12 protein-coding genes are annotated in these 12805 nt (G+C 66.4%); 3 read left to right on the top strand and 9 right to left on the bottom strand.

Features of this window, described 5'->3' with window-relative positions; translation table 11 throughout:
- The first annotated feature begins 295 nt into the window (after positions 1 to 295).
- Together AB0366_RS20390 and AB0366_RS20395 are read left to right on the top strand one after the other, a co-directional pair.
- Positions 296 to 589, top strand: a complete 294-nt coding sequence (locus AB0366_RS20390) for a WhiB family transcriptional regulator (RefSeq protein ID WP_027496361.1) — start codon at positions 296 to 298, stop codon at positions 587 to 589.
- 291 nt (positions 590 to 880) lie between these two features.
- Positions 881 to 2059 carry an IS30 family transposase gene (locus AB0366_RS20395; RefSeq protein WP_152530502.1) on the top strand — a complete coding sequence of 393 codons (1179 nt, stop codon included), beginning with the start codon at positions 881 to 883 and terminating at the stop codon, positions 2057 to 2059.
- Between the two features lie 69 nt (positions 2060 to 2128).
- Here AB0366_RS20395 and groL read toward each other — a convergent pair whose 3' ends face one another.
- Positions 2129 to 3742, bottom strand: a complete 1614-nt coding sequence (gene groL, locus AB0366_RS20400; protein WP_366245549.1) for a chaperonin GroEL — start codon at positions 3740 to 3742, stop codon at positions 2129 to 2131.
- Between the two features lie 98 nt (positions 3743 to 3840).
- The gene (gene groES, locus AB0366_RS20405; protein ID WP_008718149.1) at positions 3841 to 4140 is read right to left on the bottom strand and encodes a co-chaperone GroES; all 300 of its coding nucleotides are present in this window, start codon (positions 4138 to 4140) and stop codon (positions 3841 to 3843) included.
- Positions 4141 to 4673: 533 nt separating this feature from the next.
- Between groES and AB0366_RS20410 the strand changes: the two genes are divergently transcribed.
- Positions 4674 to 6326 (top strand): Hsp70 family protein, encoded by a 1653-nt coding sequence (locus AB0366_RS20410; protein WP_366245550.1) that lies wholly within the window; start codon positions 4674 to 4676, stop codon positions 6324 to 6326.
- Here the strand turns inward: AB0366_RS20410 and tsaD are convergent.
- From tsaD to AB0366_RS20445, 7 genes are all read right to left on the bottom strand, one after another.
- Complete coding sequence (gene tsaD / locus AB0366_RS20415) at positions 6311 to 7348, bottom strand: tRNA (adenosine(37)-N6)-threonylcarbamoyltransferase complex transferase subunit TsaD (protein ID WP_366245551.1); 1038 nt, start codon at positions 7346 to 7348, stop codon at positions 6311 to 6313. The two genes, AB0366_RS20410 and tsaD, sit on opposite strands and share 16 nt — an antisense overlap.
- Positions 7345 to 7836: a ribosomal protein S18-alanine N-acetyltransferase gene (gene rimI / locus AB0366_RS20420; protein ID WP_366245553.1), complete on the bottom strand. Its 492-nt coding sequence runs from the start codon at positions 7834 to 7836 to the stop codon at positions 7345 to 7347. Before rimI ends, tsaD begins: the two co-directional genes overlap by 4 nt.
- On the bottom strand, positions 7833 to 8504 hold the full coding sequence (tsaB, locus tag AB0366_RS20425) for a tRNA (adenosine(37)-N6)-threonylcarbamoyltransferase complex dimerization subunit type 1 TsaB (protein WP_366245554.1): 672 nt from the start codon (positions 8502 to 8504) through the stop codon (positions 7833 to 7835). Before tsaB ends, rimI begins: the two co-directional genes overlap by 4 nt.
- Before the next feature lie 52 nt (positions 8505 to 8556).
- A complete protein-coding gene (tsaE, locus tag AB0366_RS20430) occupies positions 8557 to 9066 on the bottom strand; it encodes a tRNA (adenosine(37)-N6)-threonylcarbamoyltransferase complex ATPase subunit type 1 TsaE (protein WP_366245555.1) in 510 nt (169 codons plus the stop codon).
- On the bottom strand, positions 9059 to 10078 hold the full coding sequence (locus AB0366_RS20435; protein ID WP_121870417.1) for an alpha/beta hydrolase: 1020 nt from the start codon (positions 10076 to 10078) through the stop codon (positions 9059 to 9061). The genes tsaE and AB0366_RS20435 overlap by 8 nt, the downstream gene beginning before the upstream one ends.
- 3 nt (positions 10079 to 10081) lie before the next feature.
- Positions 10082 to 11260 carry an alanine racemase gene (gene alr, locus AB0366_RS20440; RefSeq protein ID WP_366245610.1) on the bottom strand — a complete coding sequence of 393 codons (1179 nt, stop codon included), beginning with the start codon at positions 11258 to 11260 and terminating at the stop codon, positions 10082 to 10084.
- 104 nt (positions 11261 to 11364) lie between these two features.
- Positions 11365 to 12798 (bottom strand): NAD(P)H-hydrate dehydratase, encoded by a 1434-nt coding sequence (locus AB0366_RS20445; protein ID WP_366245556.1) that lies wholly within the window; start codon positions 12796 to 12798, stop codon positions 11365 to 11367.
- Positions 12799 to 12805 lie beyond the last annotated feature (7 nt).

A 12805-nucleotide genomic window follows, 5' to 3' on the forward strand; every position in this document is an offset into this window, starting at 1 on the left:
CTGCCGGATCCAGCCTCGGCCCTGTCGCCCGACTCGGGCCGCCTGCGCTCCGCAGCACCGCACAAGCAGCCGGAAAGCCGGTGCGCTTCCCATCGTCTCGCGTGTCGGCGGATTCTTCAACAGGAAGGACACGCACGCGGGTGAGTCGAAGTAAATATCGCCTGTGTTAATTCTTTGCCCCATAACTATGCATTTGCCCACGACAGAGAACTATTGACTCGATTTCGTCGACCCACATAACGTTGTCGGCATTCGGATCACGAATCCGAGAAGCCACACCACCCTAGGAGTTTCCATGCCGCAGCCGAATCACCTCCCTGGGCCGAACGCCGACATTTGGGATTGGCAGATGCACGGCCTGTGCCGTGGCGTCGATTCGTCCATGTTCTTCCACCCGGACGGCGAGCGGGGCCGGGCACGAGCACAGCGCGAGATGCGGGCCAAGGAAATGTGCCGCAGCTGCCCCGTACTCGCACAATGCCGTACACACGCTCTCAACGTCAGCGAGCCATACGGGATCTGGGGCGGAATGTCGGAGACCGAGCGGGAACTGCACGCTCGTCACAACCGCCGCCGCATCGCGGTGTAGTCACCCGAACACGCAAGAAAGCCCCCAACCCTTGGCGGGTTCTAACGATCCCCGCAACACCCTCGATTTGAGGGAGTTGCGGGGATCGTGGCATGTGCTGGGTTGAAGGTGCGGTTTTTCGAGGCGTTGGACCGTGAGGACGGGAATGTCAGCGCGGCCGCACGCTGTGTCGGGGTGAACCGGAACACTGCCTTCGGGTGGGTTCGTCAGGCGGGTGTGCAAGGGCGCGGAAAGAGCGGCCGGGCCGAGCATTCGGGTCGGGGACGATACGAGGAACTCCGCTCGTCGGGAATCTCGCGGCGCGAGGCTGCTCGGGAGGTTGGGGTCCACCTCCGGACCGCGCAGGACTGGGACGGGGGCATCCGCAAGATCGGTGGTGCGCGCCTGCACCCGGATGGTCGACGTATCGACTACAAAACCGGTATGACAACGTTCGTCACCGCTGCTCAGAGGCCGTCGCTGGCCCGCATCGAGTCCACACTGCACCCTCGGTATCTGACGGTGACCGACCGTGAACACATCGCCGACCTGCGTCGAGCCGGGTGTTCGCTGCGTGAGATCGGACGCCGCCTCGGCCGGGCGGCCTCGACCGTCAAACGCGAGATCGACACCTACGGCATCGCCGACGAGTACCACCCGCACCGGGCACATCGGCTGTGGGCTATCTCGCGTGCCCGGCCGAAACCGGCGAAGCTGGCGGCACAGGGTTCGCTCCGGTCCTACGTCGCCGGCAAACTCGCCCTGCAGTGGTCGCCCGAGCAAATCTGCCACGCTCTAGTTGTCGACTTCCCCGATGACAAGGCGATGCGTGTGAGCACCGAAACGATCTACCAGGCCATCTACGTACAGTCGCGCGGCGGACTACGCCGAGAAGTTGCTGCCGCATTGCGCACCGGACGTACTCGCCGCGTACAGCACCGCTCACCCGAGCAGCGCACCTCACGATTCGTCGATGCGATGGTGATGATCTCCGAGCGGCCGGCGGAGGTCGCCGACCGCTCCGTGCCCGGGCACTGGGAGGGTGATCTGATCGTCGGTACTCGATCGGAGTCGGCGATCGTGACATTGGTCGAGCGTTCTACCCGGTACCTGCTTCTCGGTCACCTCCCCGGCGGGCACACTGCAGAGGAGGTCCGGGACGTTCTGGTTCCTCTGATCGGTTCTCTCCCAACGCATTTGCGCGGTTCACTGACGTGGGACCAAGGGTGCGAGATGGCAGCGCACAAGCAGTTCAGCGTCGCCACCGGGGTGCCGGTGTACTTCTGCGATCCACACTCACCATGGCAACGCGGATCGAACGAGAACACCAACGGCTTGCTACGCCAGTACTTCCCCAAAGGCACGGACCTGTCCGTGTACAGCGCCACCGACCTCGAGAACGTTGCCCACCGCCTCAACTCCCGTCCACGCAAAACGCTCGGCTGGAAAACTCCAGCCGAGCGTTTACGTGATCTACTGACAGGCATCTGACCATCAGGTGTTGCGAGGACCCCTAGAATCCGCCCTTTCGGGTCGGGGGCTTTCTCGTGTCACCGAACGTCAGTGAGCGTGTCCGTGCCCGGAAGCAGGCTCGGAGGCCTCTTCCGGCTTCTCCACGATCGCGCTCTCGGTCGTCAGGATCATGCGAGCAACCGACGCGGCGTTGACCACAGCGGAGCGAGTCACCTTGACCGGATCGACGACGCCGTCGGCCAGCAGGTCGCCGTACGTCAGGGTCGCGGCGTTGAATCCGTGGCCCTTCGGCAGTTCGGCCACCTTGCTGACGACGACCGAACCGTCGATGCCCGCGTTGGAGGCGATCCAGAACAGCGGTGCATTGAGTGCGGTGCGCACAACGGCCACACCGGTGGCTTCGTCGCCGGTCAGGCCCAGGTCGTCGGCCAGAGCCAACGCTGCCTGCGTCAGAGCCGAGCCACCGCCGGGGACGATGCCCTCTTCGACGGCAGCCTTGGCCGCAGCCACAGCGTCGTCGACGCGGAACTTGCGTTCCTTGAGCTCGGTCTCGGTGGCAGCGCCGACCTTGATGACCGCGATACCGCCCGAGAGCTTCGCCAGACGCTCTTCGAGCTTCTCGCGATCCCACTCGGAGTCGGTGTTCTCGATCTCACGACGGAGCTGACCGACGCGTGCATCGATGTCGTCCTGCGTGCCCGCACCGTCGACGATGGTCGTGTCGTCCTTGGTGACGACGACGCGACGAGCGCGACCGAGCAGCTCGAGGCCGGCTTCCTTCAGACTCAGACCCACATCGGCGGTGATGACCTGCCCGGCCGTCACGACGGCAAGATCGTCGAGGAACGCCTTGCGGCGATCACCGAAGAACGGTGCCTTGACTGCCACGGCCTTGATCGTCTTGCGGATGGAGTTGACGACCAGCGTCGAGAGAACTTCACCTTCGGTGTCCTCGGCGATGATGAGCAACGGCTTGCCGCTCTCGGCAACCTTCTCCAGCAGGGGCAGAAAGTCCGGAAGCGAGGTGATCTTCTCGCGGTACAGCAGGACGTAGGCGTCCTCGAGAACTGCTTCCTGCGCGTCGACGTCGGTGACGAAGTACGGCGAGAGGTAGCCCTTGTCGAACTGCACGCCTTCGGTGACCGAGAGCTCGGTGAGCAGCGTCGAGGACTCCTCGACGGTGACGACTCCGTCTGCGCCGACGCGGGTGAGCGCCTCGCCGACAAGTTCGCCGATCTCGGGGTCACGCGAGGACACGGTGGCGACCTGAGCGATCGCCTGCTTGCCCTCGACCGGGGTTGCGGCGGCGAGCAGAGCCTCGGCGACCTTGTCGGCCGCCTTGGAGATGCCGGTGCCGAGCGCGATCGGGTTGGCACCCGCGGCGATGTTCTTCAGACCGCCGCGCACCAGCGCCTGCGCGAGGACCGTCGCGGTGGTGGTTCCGTCGCCTGCAACGTCGTTGGTCTTGGTGGCGACGCTCTTGACCAGCTGCGCGCCGAGGTTCTCGAACGGATCTTCCAGGTCGATCTCACGAGCGATCGAGACACCGTCGTTCGTGACGGTCGGACCGCCGAATGCCTTGGACAGGACGACGTGGCGTCCCCGCGGTCCGAGCGTCACCTTGACTGCGTCGGCCAGCTTGTCGACGCCGCGTTCGAGTGCGCGGCGCGCTTCCTCGTTGAATTGGATTTGCTTTGCCATGTTTCGGTGTTACTCCTTCGAGTAAAGAAACTCGATCGAACGCACACCGCCCCGGGACCGACACGAAAATCGGATACCGGGGCGGGATGCGTTGTGGCCTACTTGGCGATGACAGCCAGCACGTCGCGTGCCGACAGAATCAGGTACTCCTCGCCGGCGTACTTGATCTCGGTGCCGCCGTACTTGCTGTAGATGACGGTGTCACCTTCTTTGACGTCGACCGGGATGCGGTTGCCCTTCTCGGTGACACGGCCTTCGCCCACGGCGACGACGGTGCCCTCCTGGGGCTTCTCCTTGGCTGTGTCGGGGATGACCAGACCGGAGGCGGTCGTCGTCTCGGCCTCGTTGGCCTGGACGAGGATCTTGTCCTCGAGCGGCTTGATTTTCACGCTCGCCACGTTGAGCCCTCCAAAGTTATGGGGTACGCGTCCGGGGTCGGATCCCCGGACAGCTGTGTGTAAGTACTTCTCGTGCGGTTCTGACAATCACGGCCTGAGCTCGTTCCCGTCGTCGCGGGTGCCGGGACTTCGCTCGGTGCCAACTAGCACTCTATACACGAGAGTGCCAGCACTCAAGGGCTGGGTTCGCCAGGTTCGCGACGCCGTGGTCGCACGCGTGCGCACGAGAGTGGTCACGCACCGTTCGGCACGACCGCGGAGATTCGAAAGCGGCCGAATTCGGGTCCGAAACGCCGAGCATCGCAGTCGTTTCTCGCCTTTTTCCCAGCCTTCGTCGAGCGATCGAAAAGCCAGGTAGGAGGCGATCGACACGCACCGAGCAACCGACCGAGCGGCATATCACGCTCGCGCCGGAGCGCGAAGTAACGTTACGATAACGGAGCTGTCCGAACGATAACGATCGACAGCTGTGCCGCGACATGGCACACAGAGCAGTCGATTCCGGACACGTACACAGGGGTGGGAGGTGCAGCATGCGGGTAGGAGTGGGCATATCCACCGGATCCGAGGTCGTGTGCGCAGCCCTCGTCACCGTCGACACCGACGGTAGTCGCACGGTCGAGTACCGCACCGTCTCCACCGATCGCCAAGCCAACACCGACATCGGTGATCTGGTCACCTCGGCCATCGAACTCATGGCCTCTCTGATCCCCGGCCACCGCTCCCCCGACGCGATCGCCGTCACCTATCGCACGGAGGAGCACGCTGCGGGTATTCGCGCGGCGCTCGCCCACACCACGCGCGATGTTCGACTGGTGCCGGAATCGGCAGCCGCGTCCGCGTACCTGGCACCCACCGGCCTGATCGATCGGTACGACACGATCGCGCTGGTCGATCTCGGAGCCTCGGGGATGTCGGTCACCGTCACCGATCGGACCGCCGAAACGGTGCTGGCGCACGGCCGGTCGGACGCCGTCGGCGGCGACGCGCTCGACGTGCTCGTCAAGAACCTCGTGCAGGACATGACGCGTGACAACCTTCGGGACGACATCCGCGACGACCGCGGAATCGGGTCTGCGCGGTACCGATCGATCAAGGAACAGCTCTCCCACGAGGACGAAGTTCGCATCGAGCGTTACAGCGGAATCCCTCTGACGGTCACCCGTGACGCGTTCGACACCGCCGTGACCCCGATCTTCTACACCGCCGCTCAGTTCGTCCGCGGGGTGTTCGCCGAGAGCACTCACGAACCCGAGGCCATCGTGCTGATCGGCGGAGGGGCGCACATTCCCCGGTTCGCCGCCACGCTCACCGATCAGTTCCACGCCCCGGTCGTTCGACTGCCGGAACCCGACGCCGTTCTAGCAGTCGGCGCCGCTGCCGTCGCCGCGTCGGCCGTCGGCGGCGGCTACCAACTCGTCTCGGCCACGCGCAACAGCGCAGGCCGGATGAGCCGCTACTCCGGTGCGATCGCGGCCGCCGTCGTCGCCGGTGGACTGGTGCTCGCCTACGGTGTGCAGACGATGACGCCGGCCGACGATCCCAACGTCTCACCGGCCGGAAGTGCCGCCCGATCCGCGACCGAATCGAACGACGCCGGTACGCCGGTCACCGAGGGCTGGTCCCCCGACGAGAACCCGCCGACGACGGGACGCACCTCCGGGGATCGATCCGACCCGACTGCAACCTCGGTCGACGCCACCGGATCGTCGTCGCGGTCGACCACGACCGCTCCACCGACCAGTACCCCGACGCTGCGTCCGGCACCCGACCTCCCACCGATCGAGTGGCCGATCGACCCCACGTCGAATCCTGCGTCCCCCGATGTCACCACCGCAATCCCGATCGAACCGCCGACGTCGGTGACCACGATTCCGGTTCGGCCCTCCGAACCGATCGAGCCTTCGGACCCCAGCGATACGACCGAGATCGTTCCGAGTCCGACGCCCGAGCCCACGGCCGAGGTCACTCCCGAGTTCACTCCGGTGCCGACCGAGTCGATCAGTGTGCCGACCACCGATGTCAGCGGTTCGGAGCCCACGCCGGAACTGACGGCACCGCCGACGGTATGGTCGCCGCCTGCACCGGCCCCCTCGAGTGAGCCTCTGTCCGCGGCCGTGCCGTCGACAACCCGTTCGTCCGAGACCACCGCCGCGTCCACGCAGGACGCTCAGCCGGGTACCTGACTGGTCGCCACCGACAGGCCGGGATCGGTCACCGCGGTCAACGCCGAAGGCTCTGCTCCACCTGCGACGAGGTGCGCGCCCAGTGCGGCGATCATCACGCCGTTGTCGGTGCACAGTCGCGGCTTCGGAATTCTCAGCGTCAAACCCTGCTCGGCACAACGACTTTCGATCAGCGATCGAATGCGAGAGTTGGCGGTGGCACCCCCACCCAGCACGATCGTGTCGACGTCGACGTCGGTTGCCGCACGAACGGCCTTCATCGTCAGGACATCGGCGACGGATTCCTGGAAGGACGCGGCGATGTCCGCGACCGGAATCGGATCTCCTGCACGGTGCCTGGCCTCGACGAACCGAGCAACAGCCGTCTTGACCCCGGAGAACGAGAAATCGTAGCGGGCGTCGCGTGGGCCGGTCATTCCTCGGGGAAACGCGATCGCGGCCGGATCACCCTCGCGCGCAGCATCGTCGAGGGCCGGACCACCCGGGTAGCCCAATCCCAACAGCCGCGCGACCTTGTCGAAGGCCTCCCCGGCTGCATCGTCGACCGTGGTCCCGAGCTCGGCGATCGGCCGGGACAGATCGTCGACGTGCAGCAGATGAGTATGCCCACCCGAGACCAACAGTGCCACGCACGACGGCATCGGCCCGTGCTCGAGTGTGTCGACCGCGACATGTCCGCCGAGATGGTTGACCGCGTAGAAGGGCACACCCCAGGCCGCGGCGTACGCCTTGGCAGCGGCAACCCCGACCAGCAACGCGCCGGCCAGCCCCGGCCCGATCGTCACCGCGACGGCGTCGGGACGCTCGATGTCTGCGGCCGCCAGAGCCCGCCGCATGGTCGGCACGATGGCCTCGAGATGCGCGCGCGACGCCACCTCGGGCACCACTCCGCCGTACCGCGCATGTTCGTCGACACTGGAGGCCACCTCGTCGGCCATCAGCTCGCAGGTCCCCGCTCCGCCCCAGCGGACGATCCCGACTCCTGTTTCGTCGCAGGAACTTTCGATACCCATAACGATCATCGAGCTGATCCCTCTGTCTTCTCGGACCGACGCATGGTGAAGGCATCCGCCCCGCTCGGTTGGTAGTACTTCGCCCTGGTGCCCACGATCTCGAACCCTTCGCGTCGGTACAACTCGATGGCGGGCTCGTTGTCGGTGCGGACCTCCAGAAAGACCGGCCCACCGTGCTCGTCGGCCACGCGCAGCAATTCGCCCAGCAGTTGCCCACCGATACCTTTGCGGTGATGCAACGGATCGACACCGATGGTGTGCACCTCGGACTCTCCGACGGCGAAGGCTCCGCGGCTCGGCTGCCCCAGCAGCGAGATGCCTGCGTAGCCGACGACCTCACCGTCTTCCCGCGCGGTGACGTAGTGATTGTGTGGCGCCGCCAGTTCCGCGATGAATGCATCCTCGGCCCACGGGTCGTCACCCGGGAACAGCACGGTCTCGAGATACGCGCACCGAGCAGCGTCCGCCGCCGTCATCGACTCGATCGACACCGTCACTTCGAAGCCTTCGCTGCGGCGCGCTCGTCGAGCGTCTTGGCGTCGGGGCGGCGCAGGTACAACGGGACGAGCGGGCCCGGGACGATACCGCTGCCGATATCGGCGGCAGAAACCGCGACCAACCCGGCCGGAGACGGTGCCTGCACATCACGGATCGGAAGCTCGAAAGCCGCAGCATGCGGTGCCGATCCGGCGACCGCGTCGACACCGAAGGGATCCAGTTCGGCCGGGGCGAGAACGTCGGGTCCCGCCACCCGCACTCCCGCTTCGTAACGCGCCCAATAGATTTCGCGTCGGCGCGCATCGGTCACCACCAACAGCGACCCGGGCTCGGAGACATCTGCGGCGATGGCATCGAGACTGCAGACGCCGTACACCGGAAGACCGAGTGCGTCACCGAATGCCGCAGCCGTCGCCATTCCTACCCGTAGGCCGGTGTAGGGCCCGGGGCCGACGCCGACGACGACGGCCCCCAACTCGGCCGCGGTGATGCCGGCCTCTGCCAAGCATTCGAGAATGTTGGGTGTCAGGATTTCTGCATGCGATCGCGCGTCCACCCGAACCCGGGTGGCGAGCGTGGTGACCGCTGCACCGTCGGCGGACTCGGTCAGGCTCACCACACCTGCGGTGACGGCGGGGGTCGAGGTGTCGACGGCAAGTACAAGCACGATATTTCAGATTACCCGTCACCGGGGATACGGCCGCGCACCCGGTACCCGGTCAGGGCCGCTCGCGCGGATCCACCCCGCTGTGCACCCGACTCACCGTCACGCGCCGAACATCGGAGTCCGGATCACGCGTCAGACGAACCGACACATGGCCGTCCGTCAGCTTCTCGACCAATCCCTCGCCCCACTCGACCACGACGACGGCATCGGTGAGGTCGGTATCGAGGTCGAGGGCATCGAGTTCGTCGACCGCCGACTGCCCCGTCATCCCGAGCCGATAGGCATCGACGTGGACCAGCGCAACCGGCGGCAATCCATGGGGCCGTGAGCCGGGCCGATGCTCGCGGGCGATGACGAACGTCGGCGAGGTGACCCGGCCCTGCACACCGAGTCCGGCCGCAATCCCCTTGGTCATGGCGGTCTTTCCGGCCCCGAGCGGGCCGTCGAGAATCACCAGATCGCCGGCGACCAGCACGTCCGCAAGCCGGGTGCCGAACTCGGCAGTGTCTGCGGCAGTGACCAATTCGACGTCCACCGGTAGAGTCAGCGGCTCGTCAGACAACGCCCCACCGTCGCTTCTTGCCCGCGGCCTCCGTTGCCCGTGCCACGAGCCGCTGTATCGCGCCGTTGACCTGTTCGGGGAATTCGAGCTGGACCAGATGCCCACCCTGGCGCACCCGCACCATCTCCGAACGCGGCAGAGCCTGAGCCAGCGCCTCCGAGCTGGCGAACGGAATGATCCAATCCTCGTCGCCACACACCACCGACACCGGAATGTTCTCGAATTCCAGCAGGGCCTCGGACTCGTCGTGCAACTCGAGCGTCTCGAGGAAATTGACGATCGTGACGACGGAGGTGTCGTCGATCATCGACTGCGAGAACGCCACCAGGCGCGGAGACACCCTGGTGCCGTATGACGCTGCGCGCAGTACCGGTGAGATGAGCGCACGCACAGCACCGCGACCGAACTGCACGAAGCCGGGCGACGTCCGCACCGCGAGCCGGAACGCGTCGACCGCCGGATTCTGCAGACTACGACCCACCCCGGACTGCGCGAGACCGGCAGCTGTCGTCGAGATCAGGACTGCGCCGATGACTCGCTGACGGAGCACGTCCGATCGTTGCCGCGCCATGGACAGGATCGACATTCCGCCCATCGAGTGCCCGACCAGAACGATGCGCCCCTTGGGTACCACCGAGCGAATCACCGCATCGAGATCGAGGCCGAGCTGGCCGATGGTGCAACTCTCCGGGCTCGGCACTCCCGAACGTCCGTGACCGCGCTGGTCGTAGAAGACCATGCGGACCGCAGAGCCCCACTGCTGTTCGAGAGCGCGGCGCTGAAAATGCCACGACGACGTGCGCAGGCAGTAGCCGTGGACGAAGATCACGGTGGTCTCGGCGTCCGACGGACCCACTTCGCGTACCGCAAGCGGCACACCGTCGTCCGCCGTTACGATACTGCCGCGATCGGCGTCCATCAGGTCCAGGTTCTCGGTGGCCAGCGGGTCCTTGTTGGACCGGAACGCCGTCTCGCGCACCACAATCGCAATACTCTCCAGCAATCCGAGCATGATCTAGATCGTCGCCTCCCCTGCGCGAGCGCCGACGAACCGTCGTCGGACGCGTCCACGAACGCCGGTGACGACTTCGTAGCTGATTGTCTCGAGCGCATCCGCCCAATCCTGAGCGTGCGCCTCTCCCCTGTCCCCTGATCCGAACAGTAGCGCCTCGTCGCCGACCGCGACACCCGAGCGGTCACCACCGAGGTCTACGACGAATTGATCCATGCACACTCGTCCCACCGAGGGATAGCGACGACCTGCGATGGTCACCTCGAACCGCCCGCTGAGGCGGCGAACGACCCCGTCTGCGTATCCGAGTGCGACGAGCGCAACCACGGTGTCGGCGGGAGCGGTCCAGGTGTAGCCGTAGGACACAGACTCACCCTCGCTCACCTTCTTGATGTTCGCAACCTGCGCCGAGAGCGTCATGACCGGGCGCAACCCGAACGTTCCCAGCTCGGGGACCGGCGACAATCCGTACAGAGCAATACCCGGGCGGACCAGGTCGAAACCGAGATCGGGTCTGGTCAGCGTGGCTGCCGAGTTGGACAGGTGCACGACGGCGGGAGGCGTTCCGCGTCGGGTGGCGCGCCGCACCGCGTCGCGAAGCCGCTCGGCCTGGGCGTCGTTGGCGGGGTGTGCCGGTTCGTCCGAGCAGGCCAGATGCGAGAACATTCCGGTCAATCTCACTGCGCCCTCCGCGACGGCGGCCGCAGTGGCGTCGAGTACGGCGTCGAGATCCGATTCCGCGACCCCGTTGCGATTGAGCCCGGTATCGATCTTGAGCGAGAGATCAGCGGTGGAACCGACTCGGCGTGCTGCTTCGACCACGGCGTCGAGCTGGGCAGCCGTGGAGACCCCGATCCCCACCTGCTCGGCGATCGCCGCGGCGAAATCGGAGTCCGTTCGGTGCAACCACGCCAATACCGGGACCGTTACACCGGCAGCGCGGAGTTCGAGGGCCTCACCGATGGTGGTGACGCCGAGCTCCTGCGCCCCTGCTGCGACTGCGGCGTGTGCGACTTCGACGGCACCGTGGTTGTATCCGTCGGCCTTGACCACCGCCATCACGGCGGCGTCCCCGGCGAACTGCTGCAGCACGCGAACGTTGTGGGCCACGGCGTCGAGGTCGACGGACGCCACAGCGCCCGAACCCGTCCGAGGATCGGTCCTCTCGTCGCCGCAGCCGATAGTCACAACATTCGATAGTGCCATCCGAGCCGCCGATACGACGGATCAGGGTGGCACATCTCGTGACACATCACGAACCGGAAGTGGGCCACGCACGACCATGGTCAGACTGTGAGCGAGCGCACGGTTCGGATGGCTTCGGGGATGGACTCGCACAGCGGACTCGCAGAAATGGGTGCCGCGAACTCTCCGTCCGACCCGTGAGCCGCACGGGCCGCGGCCAGTGCGTGGACCTTCGCTCCGCAGGCAGCCGCGGTGGACGGCGTCATTCCCGACGCGAGCAGGGCCCCGAGGATGCCCGACAGTACGTCGCCCGAGCCTGCGGTCGATGCAGCCGATCCCCCGGCGTCGCTGACGAACGTGGCGCCGTCCGCATCGGCGACGATTGTCGCTCTCCCCTTGAGGAGCACGGTGACGCCCCAGCGCGCGGCGAGATCTCGAACCGATCCCACTCGGTCGGGTGCAGGGTCGGATCCCGTCAGGCGGGCGAATTCCCCGGCATGCGGGGTCAGCAGAGTCGGTGCGGCGCGGCCGGCGACCCAGCGTTCGTTGCGGGCGAGGATCGTGAGCGCATCCGCGTCGACGACGACCGGCAGATCCGTGTCCAGAACTCGACGCACGATCTCCGCCGAATCGTCGTCGGTGCCGAAACCGGGACCGACCACCCACGCCTGCACCTTTCCCGCCGCGTCGAGTTCCGGGGCGGCAACGACCTCCGGATAGTGCGAAACGACCTCTGCGTCTGCAGTTCCCACATAGCGGACCATTCCGGACGTGGCCGCGACCGCCGCTCCCACACAGAGCAGTGCGGCACCGGGGAACGTGGCGCTGCCGGCCAGGACACCCACCACACCCTGCGAGTACTTGTCGTCAGAGGCTGTCGGGATCGGCCACACCCGTCCCACGTCGGCCGGCTCGAACGACGCCATCGCCGGAGCCGGCAGCTCCAGGCCGATGTCCACGAGTTCGATTCGGCCACAACGAGGAACGGCCAGCACGTGAACGGGCTTGCGGGCACCGAACGTCACCGTCACGTCGGCCGTCACGGCCGGCCCCGAGACGGCACCGGTCTCCGCGTCGACTCCACTGGGAACGTCCACTGCCACGATCGGTGCGGTGATCTGCTCGACCACGGCAGCAGCATCGGGCCGCAGCGGACCCTTGCCGGAAATCCCCACGATGGCGTCGACCACGATGTCGGCAGGTCCGCACCGAGTCACCACGCGTCCGCCCGACGAGCGCAGGGCCTCGAGACCTTCGGCATGCACCCGCGTCGGGTCGAGCAGGAGAGCCGACACCGAGACACCGCGTCGACGCAGATACGCCCCGGCCCACAGACCGTCACCGCCGTTGTCGCCCGTGCCCACCAGAATCGTCACGCGACGCCCCACGACGCCGCCCGTACGCGCAGCCAGCTCGCCCGCCACGACCGTGGCCAGTCCGTACGCGGCGCGGCGCATCAGAACGCCGTTCGGCAGGGAATTCAGCAGCGGCGCTTCCGCATTCCGAATCTGCTCGGGTGTGTAGTAGCCGCGCATGCCGAGC

It is taken from the genome of Rhodococcus sp. NPDC076796 (assembly GCF_040702765.1).
GTDB lineage: Bacteria > Actinomycetota > Actinomycetes > Mycobacteriales > Mycobacteriaceae > Rhodococcoides.